Origin of the sequence: Nitrosomonas oligotropha (genome assembly GCF_009833085.1) — a bacterium.
Classification (GTDB): domain Bacteria; phylum Pseudomonadota; class Gammaproteobacteria; order Burkholderiales; family Nitrosomonadaceae; genus Nitrosomonas; species Nitrosomonas oligotropha.
In genome coordinates this window covers 108,197-131,491 of sequence record NZ_QRBZ01000012.1, presented here as the reverse complement: position 1 = coordinate 131,491, position 23,295 = coordinate 108,197, and the positions used below count along the sequence as shown (strand labels likewise).

Here is a 23,295-nt window from a genome sequence, read left to right as displayed (position 1 = left end):
ATATGGCAGTAAGTTTACTGCATCTAATCGCTAAAAAACCGCTTCAACACTTGGATCATATAACCATGATCCTGCACACCGGCGCTTTCGCGGACACTGTGCATCGCCCACATCGGACAGCCGACATCGACGCTGCGGATGCCGAGTTTTGCCGAGGCGATCGGGCCGATGGTGCTGCCGCACGGCAGGTCGCTGCGGTGTGAGTAGCGTTGATGGGGAACGCCCGCTTCCTCGCACCATTGGATGAAATGTGCAATCGACACGCTTTCCGAGCTGTAGCGGCGGTTGGCGTTGGATTTGATCACCGGGCCTTTGTTGACGAAAACGCGATGATCGGCGTCGTACGCCGCAGGAAAGTTGGGGTGATAGGCGTGCGCCATGTCCGCGCTGATCAGAAAGCTTTGCGCCAGCGCGCGCGCCGTGTCTTCGCGCTCGGATGAAGCCGCGCTGCTGATGCGTTGCAACACATCGGACAAAAAGCTGCCACCCGCGCCGATATGGCTTTCGCTGCCGATTTCCTCGTGATCGAAAAACGCGCACACCAAGGTACTTTCGGCATGATTCAGCACGCTATCGTCCAGCAAGGCTTGCAGCGCGGCGTGACACGAGGCCAGGTTGTCGATCTGGCTGTCGGCGTAAAATTCCTCGTTCGCGCCCCAGAACGCACCCTTCTGCGTATCGTATACCGCCAAATCCCACGACAGCAGTTGCTTAGCACCGATGCCCGTTGCTTGTTCCAGCAGTTGCAGAAAATAAGGTTTCGGTAACTGATCGCGAGTCAATTGCGCGAACAGCAGCGGCAATTCGTTTTGTTTATGCAGCTTCAAGCCGTCCTCGTTGACGCCGCGGTTCATGTGAATCGCCAGATTCGGTAAGCGCAGCAACGGCCGGTCGAAGCGCACCCTTTTGTAAGCGAGATTTCCGTGCACGTCGAGGTAGCTGATGCGACCGGCCAAACTCAGATCGCGATCGGCAAAGGTCGCCAGAATCGGTCCGCCGTAAATTTCGACCCCAAGCCGGGCAAGGCCGTCATTTGCGGTCGCGGCGTTCGGCCGGATGCGGAATCCCGGCGAATCGGTATGCGCGCCCACTATCTTGAAACCCGACTCAGCCGGAGCTTTATTTCCCAACACGAACAGCACAATCGACGAATCGTCGCGCACGACATAGTACCGCCCGCCCGCTTGCAATGACCATTTGGCGGTTTCGTCCAGGCGGGTAAATTGCGCCGCCTGGATCGCCGCTTCGACCGTAGCCACCGCATGCCAAGGGCTCGGGCTTTGGTCGATGAAATCCAGTAAATGCTGCACGTGTTGTTTGGCTGTCATGATTAGTATTTTTCTCAATGATTTATTCAGGAACATGGGTAACCGGTTCTGGTGCGGGAAAAATATACGGAAAGGCACAGACTCCGTCAATGATGCTGCCGCGCAATCCAATCGATCAGATTCACACCGTCTAAAGCCGAAAATAAAAGGTGATTCCCCGTTTCAGGCACATGCATGACGGTACTACATTGATGATAAAATCCCGGCAACTTCATTTAATCACACTGTCCAGCAAAGGAACCGCTGCGTGCGCCGCTTTCAAAATAAACTTTTTTTACCGCATTTCCAGTTTTTCTGTTGTTTGTTTCTTCTGTTCAATCCATCGGTCACCTTCGCATCGATCGCGGACGCAAAAGAAATCGAACGGCAACTTGCAAACCCCGCGCCGCTTTCGCTGAGTAAAAACGGGCTTGCCGATTTGCAGCGATTCTATGCCGCGCGGCATTCCCAACCCGTATGGGTCACGCCAAACCCGGCATCGTCCTTGCTCGATGCAGCGTTAACGTTCATCGCCAGCGCGGAAACCGAAGGGCTGAATAGCGAAGATTATCAACTGCAACACTTGCAGCAATTGCAGCATCGCGCCGGACAATCCTCGTCCGCGGCAATCGAGCTGGAAGTGCTGACAACGCATGCCGTGCTGATGCTGGCGCGGGATCTGGCGCGCGGGCATTTGACGGCCACCGCGGCCGACAAGGATTGGCACATTCCACAGCGCACATTCGACGCCGTCGCGTTCTTGCAGGAAGCGCTCAAAAAAGACCGTTTGCAGCAGGCGTTCGATGAGTTATCCCCGAAGCATCCCAGTTACCAGTCACTCAAGCAGACATTGGCGCACTACCGCCAGCTCGCCGGAAATCACACCGAATGGATTCATATTCCCAGCTCAGCCTCGATACGGCCGGGTGACAACCACCCGCATATTCCCTTGATCCGTCAGCGCATGGTGCAAGCGTATGCGGCCGACGGCGTTGCCGAATATCGCATCGCCGCCAGCGGAAACCAGCACTACGATCCCGAGCTGGTGACGGCAGTGAAAGCTTTTCAAGCACAGCACGGCTTAAACAGCGACGGCGTAATCGGCAAAAACACACTTCGCGCCTTGAATCGGCCGCTGACCTGGAAAATCCGCCAGCTGCGCATCAACATGGAGCGCTTGCGCTGGCTGCCGGGAAATTTGGGTGCGCGTTATTTGCTGGTCAATACCGCCGGTTTCAAGCTTTCGGCGTTTGAAAACGGCGAGCAAGTTCTGGATATGCGCATCATCGTCGGGCGCGATTACCGCAGCACGCCCAGTTTCAACGGCGCGCTGTCGCACATGGTGATCAATCCTTATTGGAATGTTCCGGTGAGTATCGCCACCAAGGACTTGCTGCCAAAGCAGCAAAGCGACCCGACGTTCTTCACGAATGGCGGTTTCAAGATTTATCCCGGCAACAACCGCAACGGCGAACCCATCGACCCGGGCACCATTGATTGGCATAGCCTCAAGCGTGGATTTCCTTATGTCCTGCGCCAGGATCCCGGCAAGAACAACGCGCTGGGCCGGCTTAAATTCATGTTCGCCAATTCTTTCGATATCTATTTGCACGATACGCCATCCAAATCGCTGTTCCAGCGCGATATCCGCACGTTCAGCTCCGGCTGCATCCGGCTGGAAAAGCCGCTGGAATTGGCGGCTTTCGCTTTGAACAAAGAAAGTTTATGGGAAAAATTCACGGAAAATATGGAAGGCGACAAAACCGTCACCACACATTTACCTAAACCGCTGCCGATTTACTTAGTGTATATTACGGCCTGGGCTAATGGGCCGGACAAATTAGTACATTTTTACCCCGATATTTACGACCGGGATTCAAGCACTTTGCGTTATGCTCGCTGGTAGCAATTGATTATTCGCACACATTCGCAAGATTTTCAGGGAGAAAACAGCCGATGATACGAAGTTTTTTCAATCAAGCAAACTCATCAAAATCAGAACAAGCACCAGAATTAAGCCGCCGCCGTTTTTTACGTGCAGGATTAGGCGCTTGCGCCGCGTTGGCGCTACCCATGGCGGCATCGACCGCGCACGCAGCGATCAGAAGACCGTTTGAAAAGAAGCTCAGTTTCCTTAATTTACATACCGGCGAACGCACTCAAGCCGTGTTTTGGGCCAATGGCCGCTATATTCCGGAAGGGATGCGCGCGATCAACCACGTATTACGCGATCACCGCACCGGCGACCGGCGTTCCATCGATCCCGACCTATTCGATTTACTCTATTTACTGCAACACCGCTTAGGCACCCGGCAAGAATTCCACGTCATCTCGGCCTACCGTTCACCCGCCACCAACGCCAAACTGGCCGAACAAAGCGGCGGCGTCGCTAAAAACAGCATGCATACGCACGGCAAAGCCATCGACATCCGCTTGCCGGGCCGCAAACTCTCCGATATCCGCTCTGCTGCGATGTCGCTGCAAGCCGGTGGCGTCGGTTATTATCCTTCTTCCAACTTTGTTCACTTGGATACCGGCAATTTCCGCTACTGGTAACGGATGGAATAATTTTTTCTAGCGACTGGGGCCGGTGTGCCGGTCGATCCATTTGTTCAGTGTCACTGCCAACAGATTCATATTGACGGGCTTAGCCAGAAAATCATCCATGCCTGCGGCAAAGCACCGCTGACGATTATCCTCGAAGGCATTCGCAGTCAAGGCAACGATAGGCAGATGCGCTGCTCCGGTTTCCCGTTCCCATTGCCGGATTTTCTCCGCTGCTTGATACCCGTTCATCACCGGCATTTCGCAATCCATCAGCACCAGCGCCGGTTGCAGTCCCTGCATCACTGCATCCACCGCTTCTTGGCCATTCTCAACCACTTTGCAGCGGAATCCTTGTTTCTCCAATAATGCGACGATGACCGTGCGGCCGATCGCATTATCCTCAGCCACCAGAATCACCCCGGCTTGCGGAGAAGCTGTTCTTACCGGTACTGCGCCGGTAATGCGGGTTTCGCTTGCGGCAGGATTGCCTGCATCGCCGCCGCTGTCCGGGTGAGCGCGGACCCGGAACCATATTTTGGTGCCTTTGACTTCCTGGCTTTCGACGCCGACGCTGCCTCCCAGCAATTTGGCCAAGTGGTGCACGATGGACAAACCCAGGCCGGTGCCGCCGTATTGACGGGTAGTCGAGGCATCCACCTGGGAAAACGGTTTAAACAATTTATCGTGCTTGTCCGCGGGAATGCCAATGCCGCTATCGGTTACCGTAAACTCCAGCATGGTTTCCGCGGATGCGTTTCTGAGTTCGCGCGCTTCGATACGCACAAAACCTTGCGGCGTAAACTTGATGGCATTGTTGACCAGATTGGCCAGCATCTGTCCTATCCTGAACGAATCCGAGCAGTACCGCATGTGCGGCTCTCCGCGCCATGACACATCGAGCGCCAGCCCTTTCATATTGGCGCTCTCGGCAAATAGCGCCGCCGTTTCCAGCAGCAATTGCCCGGGATCAAAAACATGGCTTTCCAGTTTGATCTGTCCGGCCTCGATTTTAGACAAATCAAGGATATCGTTGAGGATGACCAGCAAGTTGTTGCCGGAAGTGATGATCACCCGGGCATAATCCGCTCGCTCTTTATCGTTGATGTCCGGCATTTGGAGCAGGTAAGCCATGCCCAGAATGCCATTCAGCGGCGTGCGGATTTCATGCGACATGGTGGCCAGAAACTGGCTCTTGGCTAAATTCGCCGATTCCGCCGAGACCATCGCTTGCCGGAGCGCTTCGCTGTTGGCGCGCAATTGCGCCGTCTGCTCATCGACGGTTTCCTGAATCAGCAGGGTCCGGCCTGTGGTGACTAACATCAGCATTTGCAGCATGCTGGCCACGAGTAACCCGGCGAAGCACAGCGCCCAAGCCTGCCATGGCCGGTGCGCGCTCAACCATTTCGCGTCCGGGAAAATGACCAATTCCCAGCTGCGATCGGCCATCATCAGCGTTGTCCGCCAATCGAGATGGGGATCTATCGCAGTTCCCGGTGCCGAACTGAACAACAATTGACTGCCGGGTTGCCCGGCGGAATCCCGCAATTGAAAAATAATACCTGGCGTTGCGATGCTGCCGGTAGCGGATTTGACCATATCGGGAATTTTCAATGCCCCCACCACAAAACCGATAAATTCCGCGGAATACTCCGGGCCGCTGTGATCAAAATTCTGGCGGTAAGCGGGATGCAGTACCAATATGCCCGCTTTATTCTGTTGATCCTGCACCAGATTGATCAAACCCGTGGCCGCGGGCCGGCCGGAATAGCGGGCGCGGTCAATGGCTTCTGCCCGGACGGGATCGGAATAAATATCGTAACCGATCGCTCTTTGATTGCTCCCAAGCGGCGTGATATAGGTCACGACGATATACTCCGGCCGCTTGCTGGCAACGGTTAATTCGCCCTGCGCATCCATTTCGGTTATGCGGAACGGTTTTCCGGGAATACTTCCGGATTGAGTTTGCTCGAACAGAGCGCGCTCCCGGTCACGCACGAGATAATTGTAGCTTAGTCCTGCAATACCATGAGATTCCTGCAATATTTCCTGCGTAAAGTAATCGAATTGCTGGTAGCTCATGGCCGGATTCAATTCGGCCAAACGCCGCAGTGCCGATAGCGTTTCGTTGTAGGCGTTGAAACGCTCCTGTAACAGGAAGGCAATGTTTTGCCCGATACTTTGAATTTCGGCGTGCTGTTGTCTGTTTTCGAGTTTCGATGTGTTAATGAAACCGGTCACGATCAACACCACCAGAATCAGCATAATGGGTGCAATGACGATCTTGCGCGTTTTCCAGCAGGATTGCTTGCCGAAGAAAGCCAGCGCCAACGGTGCGAAAACGAGCACCCCGAAGGTATCGCCTGCCCACCAGTTCCACCATGACCAAGTGATATCGTCCGCTTGGATAGTGCCAGTAAAAAACAGCGTCAGATGCGCGATACTGACCGAGATCACGCAAGACAACGGGCCACCCAGCAGAAAAAAAGCGAAGATCTCTTGTTCCCGCATCAAAATTTGCCAGCGATCCTTGATCCAGCGGCGCACAAGCCAAGCCCCGATGGCCGCTTGCAGCATCGCACCCACGCCTAAAAACGCGGCAATCAGGACGCTATCTTGCGTGAGATCGTTCTGATTCCATGCAACCCAGATATTGAGTCCCATCGAACCGATCCAGATCCCCGGTAACACGCGATATCCCGACACCAGCGCCAGCGCCAGCGCCAAACCGGCGGCGGGAAACACCGGACTCGCATAACCCGGCGGAATCGCAAGCAACAACCCCAGGAAGCCTAACAGCGCATAACCGGCCGCCGCATAGGCATTGTGCCGTATGATCTGTAAAGACACTCCAGGTGATGATCGGGTCTGATCCAGCATGCAAATAAAATTGGTAATAAAAAAAGAGGATTGCTGCGGCCGATAGTGGATTAAGCTGCACTAACGTTGTGATTATATGCGGAATCGTAGCACGGAATGCGTTTTTCTGATTCCGCAAACAATGACAAGTTTCAGAGGGTATTCTTTGCAACAACCGGCCAGCCGGTTGATCGGGATTTATTGCTCAGGCTGCCGGGCGAATCCTGGCCGGTGGTGATTTCGTGAGTACGAGACCGGCTTGAAGCCATCGCTCATGACGCGGATTGTACTGCTTTACGTCATGGGCGATACATCCGCAATCACATCTGCGATTGCAAATAATTCTGTAGCCCAACCCGGTTGATCAATCCCAATTGCTGTTCCAGCCAATGCGCATGATCCTCCTCGGTTTCGGCCAGCAAGTTCTCGAGAATTTCCCGCGTTTGATAATCGCGCTCCTGTTCGCAGATTGCGATGGCATCGCGTAACGCGCTGATCACGGAGCGTTCCAGATTCAGATCGTTTTGCAGCATCTCCGGCACATCCCGGCCAATCCGCAACGCGCTGCGGTTGCCGATCACCGGCACACCTTCGAGCAGCAGAATCCGTTTCACCAAGTGATCCGCATGTTCTTTCTCATCGTTCATTTCGTGATCGATCCGTTCGTACAGCTTGTTGAATCCCCAATCTTCGTACATGCGCGAATGGGCGAAATATTGATCTATGGCCGTCAGTTCCTCGGCCAGCAGTTTATTCAGCAAATCGATAATTTTGGGATTGCCTTTCATGATGGTGCTCCTTTACGCGATTGGATGACAGGCAGCTCTTGACAGATTTTTAAGCGACAAGAGCCGTGAAGCATTTTGCAAACACCCGGCATTATACGAGCCAGAGCATGCAAAAACAACAACAAATTATTGATTAAAAACGATAATAGTTCTTGATACCGTTATCATTATGTTCAGGCGAATATTAGCGGCAATACTCGGCCGTCTCCACGACCCGCTCGATTTGATACGGTGAGTTCGGACTGAGAATATACTCACTCGCGCCGACACGGCCTGCCGGATTACCCCAGTCGTAGGTGTAACCCAGCCCGGTCCACGGCACGCCGGGACGGTAGCGGAAATCATTGAAATAGAGGTTCTTATAGAAAGCCGGATAATCAGCGATGTTCTTCACCGCTGGAACTTTGTCTTCGGCAAATTTGAGCTGACAACTGCCATCGTCAATCTCCGGATCGGCACAAGGCCGGAACACATCCGCCGGATCGACCCACAACTCGATAAACACCTCGTAATGCCAATCCGGATTGAGCCCCAAATATTGCTTCAGCCTCTGATTGAGATCCCCATGCGGATTATTCTTGACGAAATCCCGGCAAAACGCCTGCAACTGCGGCGCCGCCGTCACCCAAGTCACATACTTCTCCTGCGGTGCCGTATGCGTCTGGTTCTTGATGTATTTTTCGAAATCATCCGCACTTTTCCAGGTCACCATCAACACTTTGCCAAACCACCACTTCAAATCCTTGTTATCCCGATGAATCGCAAATAACCGCTCATTGATTTCACTTTCCTCCGCTACTGCCGCGTCTATGACTGCGCGAGTGTAGGCGGTGGAGGGGTCATGTAGGCTTGCTGGATAGAGTTGCAGGATTGCACAACCGGATAACATCGCAATAGTGATTGCGGCTAAATATTGCTTTAACACGACAAACCTTTTCAACATTTCGGTAACTTCATTTTCGAATATCACCAAAATCTTGAGCAGGACCTAGAAAGTTATCAATTTTCGAATGATCTTCTCTATGGCCGTCCGGAAACCGCACTCGACCTTCTGTTAATGTTCTTGTTGAAAGAAAAAAATAGCTCCATTTGCTTTGGGGGCGCTGATTAGCCTTACGCCAATGCACTATTAGGAATCGATAATAGACTTCGATGAAAGCAAAAGAGCCTAATCTCAATGTCAATGTACCTGCAAACATGCTTGTAAACACCAATATTGAAAATGCTGCTGTGGCAAATATGAAACTTTCTTCTGTTACTTCTGCTACTCGGCCAGGCTTAAGAAACTCTAAAAAATCAATTGTAAATAGTACAAGTATAAGTAAAAGTATAACTGGTACAAAACTTGAAAATATTACTGCGTACCATAACCTTCTAGGTTCATCTGTATGTTCCAATCTATCAAGGTAATTTGCTATCCCTTCTTCATTCACGTCAACTGTGTTTGGTCGGAATCGATTAAGTACTCGGATTATTACTCTAGTAATTAAAGTAGCTAGAATTTCAATAGAGCTATCTATTTTAAGTAATATTTTATGAGGCAGATAAAATATTTCCGAAATACTGCTTCCAATACATTCAGCTAAATAAGAAATAGAGTTCACTTCATTTATCAGTCTCTCATAGGGATTCTTTTGATCTGAGGACTTGAGAATTAATTTTGCTGCTGGATTATCACGAGCGATCCTAACAATACAAAACCCTTTACAGATAAGGTATTCATAAAACTGTTTATGCGGGTATCGCAAGTTTGTGTTACCACCCGCCGGATCTGGTACAAGCAATCCGGCGCTGCAGATTTCGGATGTAATGATTTCAATCTTGTCGGCCAACGTTTCATCCGCATGGCGTCGCTCGAATTCCATTAATCCGTCGGTAATTACAGGTGCAATTTTATTTGCTTTTGCAATAGCGAAAAGATCATCATAAATATCACGCACCATATTGCTAATTTCAACTCTGGCAATGGTGTTTTGTCCCTGAAGACCCGACATTCTCCACGCCACGCATATCGTCATCAATTCACGAACCGGCTTTGGCAGCACAAGATAACGAGCTCCCGAAGGAGCGCCATATTGCACACGGTCCCGTTCAAGCTCGGCCTCTTTGCGTGTATAGATCGCTTGCAGGTAACGTTCAATGAGAAGCGCGCCAGTCAATTCGCTGCCGGATTCTCTAAATCCTTCGATCTCATCCCAAATCGTTGCAACTACTGGTAGCATTGATGGGCGTGAAATAATTTCCATGAATTCGGGATGACACTTAATCGAATCGACAATACCAATTCTTACCCGATTTTCAAAACTACGGCAGGCCATTTCTATTTGATCGATGTTTAATTTCTCGAGATTCCAAATTTCAGTAAAAGCCTCACCTGCAGCACCTTTTAGTCCACTTGTTCTCAATGTCCTATTTGCTTCTTGGTCATCCAAGAAAAAATTAGGGCGTCCTGTAAAAATCAACTTCGTCTTGGGGTAAGCAAGCCGCCAAAGCGCATTAAAGTGTTGATGACGCTCAAACGCACGTCCGGAATTCTTCAGTTCATCGAACCCCTCAAAAATAACAATCGCATCGCCAGTTTTGATCAGGTTTAGTACTTGCTCTGGTAAAAGAGCATATCGTGAGCACCAAGTCGATATAAAAGCGAGTGGATCCGTTTCTGATGGGTTACGCCCTCTCAACTCAATTAACAATGGAACACGCTCATTGATCCGATTTTCTTGCAAGAACCGTTCAGCCCAATCACAACAATACTGCAACATCGCTGTGCTTTTACCTTGACCATACTCGCCTGTAATCGCTAAATGCCTCCTCGATGATTCCTGTATCCAAGTATTCAATACTTCAGAAAGTGGTTTTGAAACAGAATTTTCTCCTTTGGAATGCACGTTCAATTCTACAAAAGAATTTGCAAGCGTTGCCTCAGTTCCGCCAGCTTGAGTAGTTCTGAATGTTTTTAGTAAGGCTCGAGCATAATTCTTTAAGTCGAGGCTATTAAAAATCATTTCTCGGGAAGATAAGAAACTGATCTTTATGCCTTCAATTTCATGGGCTCCTGAGATTTCTTCTTTATCTTCTTCAGAGAAATACAATCCATATAAATGAATATCCGAATTATGTGATTCTTTTTCGAATAGTTGCTTAATACGTTCCGATACGTTTTTTAGAGTCGGTGTTTCTTCAAAAATTAAAACAATTAATGGTTCGAGCTTATTTCCAACTCCAACATAAATCTCTCCAACCCAAAATTTTCCGGTGTCTCGCCAACCTTCCTCGGGAATATTTGTTTCTCGTATACATGCATGAAATAAATCTTTTAATAAGAGTCTTGTTTCAACAGATTTTGGCGATTCCGAAAACCGGCGATCCCAAGACTTTGCATACTCACTGGCAATCGGATCAGATTGTCTTTGTACCAGCAACTTAAATTGACTAGCTGCAAGTCTGATGATGTCATTTTGCGAATCTTCCTCTGCAAGCTTAACTTCGGATACACGCTGCGGAGCCTCCCAGTTTATTACTGCCGTTTTGGCAAATCGATAGATAAAGAAACAGACAATTACTGTCAAAGAAGCTGTAATAAAAGTTAACGTTGTATCATTTAAATCAAGTTTGAAGAACTGAGACAACACCTTCGATGGAATTCCAGCAGAAGTTGTCGTAAGAAAAGCAAGGAGGATTGTTGAAAGAGTGGTTACTGTTGTAAGTGCAAATCTTCCTTTCGAAACGCGCATTCGCCATCGCATCCAGAAAAGAGCAGTAACCATAGTTAATATGGCAATCAACAAAATTACCAACCATATTTCCACTTCGCTCTCCCTATGATCAAACGCTATTTTGAAATAGATTATGCTACCTGCGATGCTTCCAATAATCCGGATCACGATGCAGGTTCATAATGGCCAAAATGAACAGTCCACTGGGCTCAATTGAATACAAAACACCGTACGGGAAACGCCTGACCAGGCAACGCCGGATATCAGCTTCCAAAACAGGCCATGCGTTCGGATAAATAAGCGAGCGTTGTATCGTTGCATATACTTCGATGGCGAAATCATAACCAAGTCCGGTTTCAATTTCCTCGTAATAGTCGATCGCTTGTCTAAATTCGCTTTCCGCATCAGGATGAAACCAGTAGCTCATTTTTGAAATCGCTGCCAGACCCTGTCAAAGACTTCATTGCCCGGTATCGCTGTACCTACAGATCCGGCGCGCATTTCCATCAAGCGTTGGTGAGCAACTTCAATCCATTTTTTGTCAATTTCGGATTCTGGTTGATTGAGACTGCGAAGCAGTGAATCGATGATCATCACGCGTTCTTCTACTGGAAGTGCGGTAATTTCTTCGATCATTTTTTTTGAATTCATCGTTACTACCTACCCTGCAAATCGGTTACATTAATTCACGCTATAATAACACTCAATGACGCTACCCTAAACGGCTCACAGATGTGGGCTATCACTCTGCTGCAGAAAACCATCCACAAATCATCTTTTCGTGGTTGGCTCAATAGAATGAAAATGGAGCCAGAAACCATCTAAACAGCCTCTGACTCCACTCGATTCAAAAACTAAAACCTATCCGCGGGTTCTGGCCACGCTGAATCCTAACAAGCCCAAACCGGCAAGCAGCATCGCCCAGACGCCGGGTTCCGGCACCGGGTTGATGTAGAAATCGTCGATGAAATAGCGGTCACGGCCGCCAGTGGATGGAAAAATGTAATTGAGTCCGACAAAGCCGTCAATGGGGTCCGTCGATACGATGCCGACAAATCCCGAGGTTGTGCTGCCAACCGAAACGATCGTCGAGCCGTTCAATTCGATGGAGTCCATGCCGCCGCTGATGTAGTTAAAAGCAAAAGCGTGTACCGGATTGGTAAAGTGGCCGCCGACCGCTGCGACAAAATTGATTGCAGCAACGCCGCCGGTATCGGTGATGCCATCGCTGTTATGAAACACGCTGGAACTGCAACTTGCCAGTCCGAGGTCGCAGGTGCCGAACGTGACCGCAGCGCTAAAACTGCCGCCGCCGACAGTGGCGGCTGGCGATCCGGCAAAGTCGATATAGGTGGTTGTCGCTCCCACGGCCGCCAAATAAGCGGCTTGCGATGTATACAGCGTAACCGCCGCTTGGGCCGAGGCGCCGACCAATAAACACAACATCATAGACGCACTAACGATGGTTTTTTTCATTGAAACGCTCCCATTGGAAAGTTTTTTAAAAATAAACACTTTGTTGCTGGAAGTTAATGTAACGAAAGAAGAATGCTGAGTCAAACTTTGTAACAAACGATCAAAAAAGTTTAATAATTCGCGCCATATTGATCCCGGTAGCGTTGCACTGCCTGCAAGTGCTGCGCCAGTTCCGGGTGATGGTGCAAATAAGCGACCAGATCATCCAGATCAATGATCGGCGTGACCGTCAGACCGTGCGTCTGCTGCACTTCCTGCACCGCCGATAATTCGCCGGTACCGCGTTCCATGCGGTCGAGCGCGATCACGACGCCGCCGGGCGTTGCGTTGGCAGCTTTGATCAGTTCGACCGATTCGCGCACCGAGGTACCGGCGGAGATGACATCGTCGACGATCAGTACACGGCCTTGCATCGGCGCGCCGACCAGCACGCCGCCTTCGCCATGATCCTTGGCCTCCTTACGGTTGAAACAGAATGGATAATTCATGCCCATTTCCGCCAGCGCGATAGCGATGGTGCTGACCAGCGGAATACCTTTATAAGCGGGACCGAACAGGGTATCGAACGGAAGCTCGGCATCGACGATCGCTTTGGCGTAAAATTGCCCAAGTTTGCGTAAGGCATCGCCATCGTTGAAGAGTCCTGCGTTAAAAAAATACGGTGACATGCGCCCCGCTTTGGTTTTAAATTCGCCAAAACACAGCACGTTGCGCTCGATGGCGAATTGAATGAAAGCTTGCCGGAAATCGGACATACACTTAACCATCCCGAAATAAAAAAGATGCAAATTATAACGCTTAACCTCAATGGCATCCGCGCCGCCGCGAAAAAAGGCTTTTTCCCCTGGCTGGCCCAGCAAACGGCGGATGTGGTGTGCGTGCAGGAGTTGAAAGCGCAGTTGCCCGATCTCTCCGCCGAGATGCAAGCACCGGACGATTATCACGGTTATTTTCATTGCGCCGAGCAGAAAGGCTATAGCGGCGTGGGCATTTATACACGCAAAAAACCGGATCGCGTCATCGAAGGTGTTGGTGTTGCGGATATCGATATTGAAGGGCGCTATCTGCAAGCGGATTTCGGCAATCTGAGCATCGTGTCGCTTTACCTGCCGTCCGGCTCCAGCGGCGAGCACCGGCAGGTGGCAAAATTCTACTTTATGGAGAAATTTTATCCGGTACTGCAAAGCCTGATGGCCAGCGGGCGCGAATTGATTTTATGCGGCGACTGGAATATCGCGCACAAGGAAATCGATTTGAAGAATTGGCGCTCAAACCAGAAAAATTCCGGCTTCCTGCCGGAAGAACGGGCCTGGTTAACGAATGTGTTCGATGAAATCGGTTTTGTCGATGTATTCCGCCGCTTGAACACCGAGCCCGATCAGTACACCTGGTGGTCGAATCGCGGCCAGGCTTGGGCGAAAAATGTCGGGTGGCGCATCGATTATCAGATCGCCACACCAGCCATCGCGCAAACAGCGCGCAGCACCTCAATATTCAAAGACGAGCGCTTCTCCGATCATGCGCCGCTGATCGTCGATTACGACCATTTGTTATGACCGCTCAAGCACCGTCCAGCTGGTTGCAGGCGCTGCGGGTTTACACGCACCCGCGCGTGCTTGGCATGCTGTCGCTGGGATTTTCCGCCGGACTGCCGCTGCTGCTGATCATGGGCACGTTGTCGTTCTGGCTGCGCGAAGCGGGCATCGATCGCGCCACCATCGGCTACTTGAGCTGGATCGGGCTGGCGTACAGCTTTAAATGGCTGTGGTCTCCGCTGGTCGATCGCATGTCGCTGCCGTTGCTGACACGCTGGCTGGGCCGCCGTCGCGCCTGGCTGTTGCTGTCGCAAATCGTCATTACCTGCGCGCTGATGGGCATGGCCGTGACCGACCCGGCCGCCAATCTGACGCATTTGGTATTTTTTGCGCTCGCGGTAGCGTTTGCCTCGGCAACCCAGGACATCGCACTGGATGCCTATCGCATCGAAGCGGTCGCAGTGGAATTGCAGGGTGCAATGGCCGCGACTTATCAAGCCGGTTACCGCATCGCGATGATCCTGGCTTCCGCCGGTGTGCTGTGGATCGCCGCCGCGATTGATACAACGGCCGATACTTACGACCACGCACCGTGGCGCTTCGCCTATTTGGTCATGGCGGTCAGCATGGCGGTTGGAATGATTACGACGTTGATCATCCGCGAACCGGATGTGCCTTACAGCCGGTTGATTTCCGACAATGAAAAAATCGCGCGGCAAGCTATCGCAAAATGGCAGTTGCCTGCACGCATCGGCAACCTGCTGGTGTGGCTGTACGGTGCGCTGATCGCGCCATTCCGCGATTTTATCGTGCGGCATGGACGGCAGGCGTTACTGATCCTGGGATTGATCGCGATCTACCGCATTTCCGATGTCGTCATGGGCGTCATGAGCAATCCGTTCTACGTCGACATGGGATACAGCAAGGACGAAGTCGCCACGATCTCCAAAGTGTACGGCGTGATCATGACGATCGCCGGAGCCGCGATCGGCGGCGTGCTGACGGCGAAAATCGGCGTCATGCGCACGCTGTTTCTCGGCGCCGTATTATCCGCCGCGACCAATTTGCTGTTTGTCTGGCTCGCCGGACGCGGCCACGATGTCAGCGGACTGGTGTTTACCATCTCGGCCGACAATCTTTCCGCCGGTATCGCCTCCAGTGCTTTTATCGCTTACTTGTCCGGTCTGACCAATTCGGCGTATTCGGCGACGCAATATGCGATATTCAGCTCGGTGATGCTGCTGTTGCCGAAATTCATTGCCGGTTTCAGCGGCCAGTTCGTCGACGCTTACGGTTACGAAAGCTTCTTCATCGCCACCGCATTATTGGGTCTGCCGGTATTGATTCTGGTCTGGCTGGCCGGACAAGCGACATTTGCCCATTCCAGCGAATAAACCACCATCATTCATCCATGTCACAAGCACCACAAAAAACCGGCCCCGAAGCGGAATACCATGCACTGATCGAAGCGGGCGAACTAAAACTGGATGCCGATCAAGCCCACGCGGTAGCCGCACTCGAGCGGCTGTACCGGGATTTGCCCGATCTTCCGGCCGGGCACACGCGCGGCGAGCGTTCCAGGTCGCGTTTATCGACGTTATTGTTCGGTTGGTTAAACAACAGCAAACCGGCGCCGAAAGGGATTTATCTCTACGGCGGTGTCGGGCGCGGCAAATCGATGCTGATGGATCTGTTTTATGCGGTGGCACCGGTCACAGCCAAACGGCGCGTGCATTTCCATGAATTCATGCTGGATATTCACGCACGGCTCAAGGCCTGGCATGAGCTTTCCGCGCGCGAAAAAATCCAGCAAGGCGGGCGCGCCAACGATGACGACCCCATGCCATTCATTGCGCGGAAAATCATCCAGGAAGCGCAACTATTATGTTTTGATGAGCTGCAAGTCACCGATATCGCCGATGCCATGGTGTTGACGCGCCTGTTCAAGGAATTGTTCGCCCAAGGTGTGGTGGTGGTCGCGACATCCAACCGCCCGCCCGATGATCTGTACAAGAATGGTTTGAACCGCCAGCGCTTTCTGCCTTTTATCGAGCAGATCAAAGAGAAGCTGGACATTATTCCGCTCGAAGGGCCGGTCGATTATCGCTACAACCGCCTGCAAGGCGCGGAAACCTATTATTTCCCCATCGATGCGGCAACCACTGCGCAGTTATCGGCGGCGTTCTTCCGCCTCACCGACCGGCGCGTGGAAGACCGCGCCAAGGTGCCGAGCGATGAATTGATGGTGCAGGGACGCCGGTTGTTCGTGCCGAAAGCGGCGCGCGGCGTGGCCGTTTTCTCGTTTAAACGCTTGTGCGCCAATCCGCTCGGCAGCGCCGACTATCTCGCCATCGCCCGCGCCTATCACACCGTCATCATGGTCGCGATTCCGCAATTCACCAAGGAAAACAGCGACGAAGCCCGGCGCTTCATTCATTTTATCGATGCATTGTACGAGCATGGCGTCAAATTCCTCTGTTCCGCCGCCGTGCCGCTGCCATCACTGTATAGCGGCGGCGATGCCGGTTTTGAGTTTGAGCGCACGGTCTCCCGCTTGACGGAAATGCAATCGGAAGATTATCTGACCAGAGGTCACGGCAAAATCATCGATGCAACACGCTAAATAGCCGTGCAGGCCAGCACACCCAGGTAAAAAGAGATTTCGGTGAGTTGCTGCATCGCACCCAAACAATCGCCGGTGTAGCCGCCGATGCGTTTTTTTATCACGAGGCTAAACCACACCCAGACAGCCGCCACCGGCACTAAGCCCAAATACCAGGAGTAATCCAACCAAAGCAACGGCAGCAAACCCGGCAAGGCGGCAATACCGAGATGGGTAAGCGGTATCACGGTCGCAAGGGGTTTGGATTTGCCTGCGTATTTCACATAGCGTTGCGTCGCCATCACCAGCACCGAACAAAAACGGCTCATACTATGGCCTGCGATCAGCACTGCCGGTACTAGCACAGGGGAAAGATGCGTCAGCGCGGTAAATTTCAACAACAACGCCATGACAATGCCCACCGTGCCATAGCTGCCAATCCGGGAATCCTGCATGATGTGCAGTACTTGTTCCTTTTCCCAGCCGCCGCCAAGACCGTCGACTGCATCCGTCAAGCCATCTTCGTGGAAAGCACCGGTGAGCAATAAAGTGGCGACCATACTGAGCAGCACGGCAATGTCCTGCGGCAACACTGTGCCGGCAAGCATGTACACCAGGGCCGCAAAGGCTCCCACCATGATGCCGACCAAAGGAAAATACTTGGACGCCAGATTCAATTCCTGCTCCTGAAAATCCGGCAAATCTGGGACTGGAATGCGCGTAAAAAAACCGATAGCGAGTAAAAAACTGCGCCATTCCTGCTGGAGAAAAGGGCGATTCGGAGGAGGAGTGTGCGACGGGATCGTCATGGAGGCTGAGTGTAGCGGCAACCGGCCTTTTTCGCTAGTGGCTGCGTCAATGAAGATAATTCAAGCCAAACTACAGCGCAGCTAGTTTTTCCCTGAGTGCGGATGCTGGTTGCAATGCACCGGCGGACTGAAAAAACCCCGGAATCGGTGTATCCTAAACTCATTTTTAACCTGCCCATGAGCATGGCACAATGAACATACTGATCACAGGCGCAACCGGGTTTATCGGCCGGCATTTGGTACAACGTTTACAGCAGGACCAACACACCATAACGGTACTGAGCCGCAATAGCAGCAAGGCAAGCGAACTGCTGAATGTACCCGCATTTGAATGGGATTATGCGACGCAGGACGTACCCGCCGAGGCGCTGCACGATTGCCAGGTCATCATCAATCTGATGGGTGAGAATCTGGGTGAAGGCCGTTGGACAAAAGCGCGCAAACACGAGATTTACGCCTCGCGCATTCTCAGTACGAGGAAATTAGTCGCGGCTGCGCCAGATAGCTTGCAGGCCTTTATCTGCGGCTCGGCCATCGGTATTTATCCGGGCGTTGGCGATGATCTTTACGATGAGTCCTACGCCGTGCCTGAGCAACTCAGTTTTATGCAATCCATTTGCCATGATTGGGAGCAAGAAGCGGCAAGAATCGAAAACAAAGGCGTGCGCCGGGTCAGTATCCGCACCGGTGTGGTGCTCGGTCACGGCGGTATGCTGAAAAAATTGCTGCCGGTTTTCAAATTGGGCTTGGGCGGGCCGGTTGGCAACGGCCAGCAGTGGCTGCCGTGGATACATCTCGAGGATATCGTGTCGGTTTACTGCAATGCTGCGCTGGATACACGCTACCAAGGCCCGGTCAATGCCGTATCACCCCATCCGGTGCGCTACCGCGAATTTGCAACGGCGTTTGCAAACGTATTGCACCGCCCTGCGTTCTTCCCTACTCCGGCATTTGTCCTGAAACTGGCATTAGGCGAAGCCGCTGCGCTGGCTTTGAACAGCTATCACATCACACCAGCAAGATTGCTGGAAGAATACGGCTTCCAATTCAAATTCGCTCATTTGCCGGCAGCATTGGCGGATTTATTTGACCATCATTGAATTTTGCGGCTCGGCAGAACACTACCATGACAACCCCGCTTGCAGTTTTTTGGTTCCGGCGCGATCTGCGTCTGGACGATAATGCCGGACTTTCGCATGCCCTGGCATCGGGACGACCGGTTTTACCCATTTTCATTTTCGACCCGGCCATTCTGGCCGGATTACCGCGGAACGACGCTCGCGTCACGTTCATTCACGATACTTTGCAAGCCCTGCGGGCAGAGCTTGAAGCAAAGTATGCCAGCTCAATCGCGCTGTATCACGGCAAGCCGCTGGATGTTTTCGCGCGCATTCTACGTTCGCACCCGGTTGCCGCGGTGTACACCAACCATGACTATGAGCCGTACGCGCGCGAACGGGACGAGGCTGTGCGCCAATGGCTGGAAGCACAGCGGGTAGCGTTTCGCACCTACAAAGACCATGTGCTGTTTGAAAAAGATGAGATCAGCAAGGATGGCGGCGACGCGTATACGGTATACACCCCGTACATGCGCAAATGGAGAAAGGTGCACAGCCAGACACCATTGACACCTTACGCGACCACGGCCAAATTGACCAACCTGGTCAAACAAACAGCGCTGCCGGATGTGTCATTGGCGGATATCGGTTTCACCCGTTCGGCCATGACCATCCCGGCTTACCGGCTGGAAGACGACATGCTGCAACACTATGCGCGCGATCGCGATTTTCCGTCGTTAACCGCCACATCGTTGCTGGGTCCGCACCTGCGCTTCGGTACGGTCAGCATCCGGCAAATATTCCAGCATGCATTCCCCCGTAGCGATATTTTCTGCAATGAGCTGATCTGGCGCGAGTTTTTCAGTCAAATTCTATGGCATTTTCCGCATACGCCACACCGCAGCTTCAAGCCGCAGTATGACCGTATTCAATGGCACAACGATGAGACGGAATTCAAGCGCTGGTGCGAAGGAACCACCGGCTATCCGCTGGTCGATGCCGGTATGCGCGAGCTCAATGCAACCGGCACCATGCACAATCGCGTAAGAATGGTTACCGCCAGTTTCTTATGCAAGCATCTGCTCATCGACTGGCGCTGGGGCGAGGCGTATTTCGCGCAAAAATTATTGGATTATGAAATGGCCAGCAATGTCGGCAACTGGCAGTGGGTAGCCGGTTGCGGGGTTGATGCCGCGCCCTACTTCAGGATTTTCAATCCGAGCGCGCAAACGGAAAAATTCGACAAACAGTTCGCTTATATTCAAACCTGGGTAAGCGATTGGCATACCTTGACTTATCCCGCGCCGATCGTTGATCACACGTTCGCGCGCGAACGCTGCTTGCAAGCGTACCAACAGGCCGTGGGTTAGTTGAACGGCATAACCTTCCGGTTTTATTCTTGAATTATTGCTTTTTGGCTGCAAACCGACTTACTGACTCGTTATGCCCACTGTTGATTTTCCAGGCTGGCAGAGTTGGTAATATATTCCATACTTTTTTTTTTAGTGTTATCCTTACTAGGAATAAGTAATTTTCTTATTCGTGATGAAACCATATCTTGTTTTTAGAAGATTCTTAGGTTGCACAATCATTTGATCTTCTAAAAAGGTCTTTTTCTGCGAAAGATAGTTTAATGCCGGATTAGATTCGGGATATGGCTTGTAGCTGATTAAGTTCCAACGTGACATTAAATTTGTTGATAAACAATTTTTGATTTTAATAACAAAGGAGATTTTCATGAAATACTCACTCTTAGCTATCGCCTTTATCGCATTTACAGCCACAGCCATACTTGCTGGATGTGGCGAGCCTAAACCATACAACAAACCACCAAGCTTATACAAAGATCCTGAATCAGGCGAAAGGTTAGGTGCCGAAGCCGGTAAAAAATAATCGGTTGATTGATTATCAAACGGCTCCTAGCAGTTATGAGGAGCCGTTTTTTATTGAGGATCATTCAGAGAAACCATTCTCTTCACCACCGTTCCAATCTTTTCACAGCAGTCACATCAGCACGGTTATCGTTCACAATCATTGCTTTGATGTAGCTTACCCATACTGTTTCAGACCAACCCGAATCGACATTTAAGATGCTGCGCTACGCGCCCCCGGATCGTCTGAATATTCCCGGCTCATTGCAAGATGGGCTTGACTCCGCACAAATAAAAATACGCCAACAGCAATATGGCGATAACCGGATCGTTGAAATACCGCCATCCGGCTGGCGGGATATTCTGCGCAATACCCTGCGGGATCCGATGCTATGGTTCCTGCTCGGCACTAGCGCATTGTTTTTGATTGTCGGAGAATTAGCCGAAGCCGTGATTCTGCTCGTGGCGCTGATTCCTTTTCTCGGCATGGATGCCTATCTGCACCGGCGCACGCAAGCTTCCGTAGCGGGTCTGAGCAGCTGCCTGGCAGCGCAAACCACGGTGATACGAGACGGCCAGCAACAGCGAATCGCCGCGGCAGAACTGGTTCCCGGCGATTTGGTGCTGCTCGGCACGGGGGAATCATGCCCTGCCGATGGATTGATCGAACATGCCGAAGATGTGTTGTGCGATGAATCGTTGTTGACGGGCGAGGCCTTTCCGGTGCGTAAACTTGCCGTCGCCGCTTTGCCGCAGCACGAAAACGCCGCGCACATCGCCAGTGAATCCTGGTTGTTTGCCGGTACCCGCTTGTTAAAGGGCAACGTCCGCTTGCGCATTATTTTCACCGGCGCGGAAACTCTCTATGGCGAAATCGTGCATTCGGCGATACTCGGCACGCATGCTCGCACGCCGCTGCAAAGCGCGGTAGGCAGCCTCGTCGCCGTACTGCTGGGTGCGGCCGCTGTCATCTGCCTGGGCTTGGCGTGGGTGCGCTGGGAGCAAGGGCACGGTTTAATGGATGCGTTGCTGAGTGCGGTAACGCTCGCAGTGGCGGCATTACCGGAAGAATTTCCGGTTGTTCTCACCTTTTTTCTCGGCGTGGGCGTCTACCGCTTAGCCAAGCGGCAAGCCTTGGTGCGGCGCGCTGTCGTGGTGGAAAACATTGGCCGCGTATCCTGCATCTGTTCCGATAAAACCGGCACACTGACGGAAGGCCGCTTACTGTTATCGCACCGTTATCCGGCACAAGGGTTCAGCAAAGCGCGCTTGCTGGAAATCGCCGCACTGGCCTCGCGCCTAGAAACCAGCGATCCGGTGGATCTGGCCATTCTCGATGCGCTTGCAACACCATTGCATGCCGCAACGGTTGAAAACTTCCCCTTTACCGAAGACCGCAAGTGCGAAGCCGCCATCATCCGCTCCAACGATACGCTGCTCGCCGTAGTCAAGGGCGCTCCGGAAATTGTACTGGCGCGCTGCAAGCTTGATGGAGTGACACTGACCGGCTGGCAACAACGCATCGATGAACTGGCCGATAGCGGCCACAAAGTAATCGCTTGCGCCTGGCAAACACTCGATGGCGCGAGCTGGCATGGCGGCGAACCGGACCGCGATTTCATTTTCGCCGGTGTGCTGGCATTCGAGGATCCGGTGCGGGCAGGCGTGCCGGAAGCCGTGCGGCAGTGCCGCGATGCGCGGATCCGCATCATCATGATCACCGGGGATCATCCCGCTACTGCGCGTGCAATCGCCAAAGAAATCGGTTTAGGCGGAGCAACGCCGCAGGTGGTAATCGCGGATGAGATCCAAACCCAGTTGGCGCGCGGTGAATCTGATGTTCTGCGCAACATCGATGTGATCGCGCGTGCCGTGCCCGCACAAAAATTGCTACTGGTGCAAACATTGCAAAACAGCGGAGAAATCGTCGCCGTCACGGGCGATGGCATTAACGATGTGCCCGCCCTGCAAGCGGCCGACATCGGTATCGCGATGGGACAACGCGGCACCCGCAGCGCGCGCGAAGTCGCCGCGATCGTGTTACTCGACGACAATTTCCACAGCATCGTGCAAGCCATCGCCGAAGGGCGGCAATTGTTCACCAATCTGCAACTAAGCTTCCAATACCTGCTGATGATTCATTTGCCACTGGTGCTCACCGCCGCGCTCATTCCGCTGGCTGGATACCCGATGCTGTATCTACCCATTCATATCGTTTGGCTGGAACTCATCATTCATCCCACCGCACTGCTGGTATTCCAGGAAATGGCTGGCAACGAAAAATTGGCCTACCAGCCGCGTTCAACACAATTGCGCTTTTTCAGCAGGTGGCAGTGGTTCGTGATGGGATTGGCGGGATTAACCGTAACCGTGATTGTGATGCTGGCTTACATCCACAGCCTGGGTGATGGATACGATGTCGAGCATGCCCGTGCGATGGCATTGATGACCTTGATCGCCACCAGCATTGGAATCACTACCGCGCTGAGCCGTATGCATTCACGTGCTGCGTGGTACATCGTCAGCCTCACCATTGGATTGTCATGCGTGCTGGTGCAGATACCTGCGCTGGCCGGATTCCTGCACCTCGCACCGCTGCATGTTGACGATTGGCTATTGGTTATTGCCAGCGGAATGATCGCCGCGGCATTGACTTTATTCGGCCGCGTTGATGGATTGAGTATCTTGCGGAAGCAAAAAACATAATCCCGGCAACGCAGCGATCAACTT

19 protein-coding genes are annotated in these 23,295 nt (G+C 52.2%); 9 read left to right on the top strand and 10 right to left on the bottom strand.

The features are described 5' to 3' along the window. Nucleotides 1–23 precede the first annotated feature (23 nt). Nucleotides 24–1,328, bottom strand: coding sequence for a M18 family aminopeptidase (locus ABD07_RS05135; RefSeq protein ID WP_160817409.1), 1,305 nt, complete (start codon nucleotides 1,326–1,328; stop codon nucleotides 24–26). A 247-nt stretch (nucleotides 1,329–1,575) separates the two neighbouring features. Here ABD07_RS05135 and ABD07_RS05130 point away from each other — a divergent pair, with 247 nt between their 5' ends. Together ABD07_RS05130 and mepK are read left to right on the top strand one after the other, a co-directional pair. After that, nucleotides 1,576–3,213, top strand: coding sequence for a L,D-transpeptidase scaffold domain-containing protein (locus ABD07_RS05130; protein ID WP_160817408.1), 1,638 nt, complete (start codon nucleotides 1,576–1,578; stop codon nucleotides 3,211–3,213). 50 nt (nucleotides 3,214–3,263) lie between these two features. Further along, nucleotides 3,264–3,863: a peptidoglycan L,D-endopeptidase MepK gene (gene mepK, locus ABD07_RS05125; RefSeq protein ID WP_160817407.1), complete on the top strand. Its 600-nt coding sequence runs from the start codon at nucleotides 3,264–3,266 to the stop codon at nucleotides 3,861–3,863. Nucleotides 3,864–3,881: 18 nt separating this feature from the next. On the opposite strand, the gene ABD07_RS05120 is transcribed toward mepK, so the two are convergent. The 8 genes from ABD07_RS05120 to pyrE form a co-directional block, all read right to left on the bottom strand. After that, nucleotides 3,882–6,701 carry a CHASE domain-containing protein gene (locus ABD07_RS05120; RefSeq protein ID WP_160817406.1) on the bottom strand — a complete coding sequence of 940 codons (2,820 nt, stop codon included), beginning with the start codon at nucleotides 6,699–6,701 and terminating at the stop codon, nucleotides 3,882–3,884. A 329-nt stretch (nucleotides 6,702–7,030) separates the two neighbouring features. After that, on the bottom strand, nucleotides 7,031–7,498 hold the full coding sequence (bfr, locus tag ABD07_RS05115) for a bacterioferritin (protein WP_108697345.1): 468 nt from the start codon (nucleotides 7,496–7,498) through the stop codon (nucleotides 7,031–7,033). Nucleotides 7,499–7,682: 184 nt separating this feature from the next. Continuing rightward, nucleotides 7,683–8,441 (bottom strand): hypothetical protein, encoded by a 759-nt coding sequence (locus ABD07_RS05110; RefSeq protein ID WP_160817405.1) that lies wholly within the window; start codon nucleotides 8,439–8,441, stop codon nucleotides 7,683–7,685. A gap of 10 nt (nucleotides 8,442–8,451) precedes the next feature. Next, complete coding sequence (locus ABD07_RS05105) at nucleotides 8,452–11,307, bottom strand: NACHT domain-containing protein (protein WP_160817404.1); 2,856 nt, start codon at nucleotides 11,305–11,307, stop codon at nucleotides 8,452–8,454. A gap of 43 nt (nucleotides 11,308–11,350) precedes the next feature. After that, on the bottom strand, nucleotides 11,351–11,641 hold the full coding sequence (locus ABD07_RS05100; RefSeq protein ID WP_160817403.1) for a type II toxin-antitoxin system RelE/ParE family toxin: 291 nt from the start codon (nucleotides 11,639–11,641) through the stop codon (nucleotides 11,351–11,353). Next, nucleotides 11,638–11,865 carry an addiction module protein gene (locus ABD07_RS05095; RefSeq protein ID WP_160817402.1) on the bottom strand — a complete coding sequence of 76 codons (228 nt, stop codon included), beginning with the start codon at nucleotides 11,863–11,865 and terminating at the stop codon, nucleotides 11,638–11,640. The genes ABD07_RS05100 and ABD07_RS05095 overlap by 4 nt, the downstream gene beginning before the upstream one ends. 210 nt (nucleotides 11,866–12,075) lie before the next feature. After that, a complete protein-coding gene (locus ABD07_RS05090) occupies nucleotides 12,076–12,690 on the bottom strand; it encodes a PEP-CTERM sorting domain-containing protein (protein ID WP_160817401.1) in 615 nt (204 codons plus the stop codon). Nucleotides 12,691–12,800: 110 nt separating this feature from the next. Further along, nucleotides 12,801–13,445: an orotate phosphoribosyltransferase gene (gene pyrE, locus ABD07_RS05085; protein WP_160817400.1), complete on the bottom strand. Its 645-nt coding sequence runs from the start codon at nucleotides 13,443–13,445 to the stop codon at nucleotides 12,801–12,803. A 27-nt stretch (nucleotides 13,446–13,472) separates the two neighbouring features. On the opposite strand from pyrE, the gene ABD07_RS05080 reads away from it, so the two are divergent. From ABD07_RS05080 to zapE, 3 genes are read left to right on the top strand one after another with little or no spacing between them, the layout of a single operon-like run. After that, nucleotides 13,473–14,246: an exodeoxyribonuclease III gene (locus ABD07_RS05080; RefSeq protein WP_160817399.1), complete on the top strand. Its 774-nt coding sequence runs from the start codon at nucleotides 13,473–13,475 to the stop codon at nucleotides 14,244–14,246. Continuing rightward, nucleotides 14,243–15,619 carry an AmpG family muropeptide MFS transporter gene (locus ABD07_RS05075; protein WP_160817398.1) on the top strand — a complete coding sequence of 459 codons (1,377 nt, stop codon included), beginning with the start codon at nucleotides 14,243–14,245 and terminating at the stop codon, nucleotides 15,617–15,619. Before ABD07_RS05080 ends, ABD07_RS05075 begins: the two co-directional genes overlap by 4 nt. 17 nt (nucleotides 15,620–15,636) lie before the next feature. Beyond that, entirely contained in the window at nucleotides 15,637–16,848 is a 1,212-nt protein-coding gene (gene zapE, locus ABD07_RS05070; protein ID WP_160817397.1) for a cell division protein ZapE, read from the top strand. Here the strand turns inward: zapE and ABD07_RS05065 are convergent. After that, nucleotides 16,845–17,636: an adenosylcobinamide-GDP ribazoletransferase gene (locus ABD07_RS05065; protein WP_160817396.1), complete on the bottom strand. Its 792-nt coding sequence runs from the start codon at nucleotides 17,634–17,636 to the stop codon at nucleotides 16,845–16,847. The genes zapE and ABD07_RS05065 overlap by 4 nt on opposite strands. Nucleotides 17,637–17,827: 191 nt before the next feature. Here ABD07_RS05065 and ABD07_RS05060 point away from each other — a divergent pair, with 191 nt between their 5' ends. The 4 genes from ABD07_RS05060 (at nucleotide 17,828) to ABD07_RS05050 (ending at nucleotide 23,271) form a co-directional block, all read left to right on the top strand. Further along, nucleotides 17,828–18,736 carry a TIGR01777 family oxidoreductase gene (locus ABD07_RS05060; RefSeq protein ID WP_160817395.1) on the top strand — a complete coding sequence of 303 codons (909 nt, stop codon included), beginning with the start codon at nucleotides 17,828–17,830 and terminating at the stop codon, nucleotides 18,734–18,736. Between the two features lie 26 nt (nucleotides 18,737–18,762). Next, the gene (locus tag ABD07_RS05055; RefSeq protein ID WP_160817394.1) at nucleotides 18,763–20,064 is read left to right on the top strand and encodes a cryptochrome/photolyase family protein; all 1,302 of its coding nucleotides are present in this window, start codon (nucleotides 18,763–18,765) and stop codon (nucleotides 20,062–20,064) included. A 367-nt stretch (nucleotides 20,065–20,431) separates the two neighbouring features. Continuing rightward, nucleotides 20,432–20,587, top strand: coding sequence for a hypothetical protein (locus ABD07_RS14690; protein ID WP_164502760.1), 156 nt, complete (start codon nucleotides 20,432–20,434; stop codon nucleotides 20,585–20,587). A gap of 197 nt (nucleotides 20,588–20,784) precedes the next feature. Then, on the top strand, nucleotides 20,785–23,271 hold the full coding sequence (locus ABD07_RS05050; protein WP_240142417.1) for a cation-translocating P-type ATPase: 2,487 nt from the start codon (nucleotides 20,785–20,787) through the stop codon (nucleotides 23,269–23,271). The last annotated feature ends 24 nt before the right edge of the window (nucleotides 23,272–23,295 follow it).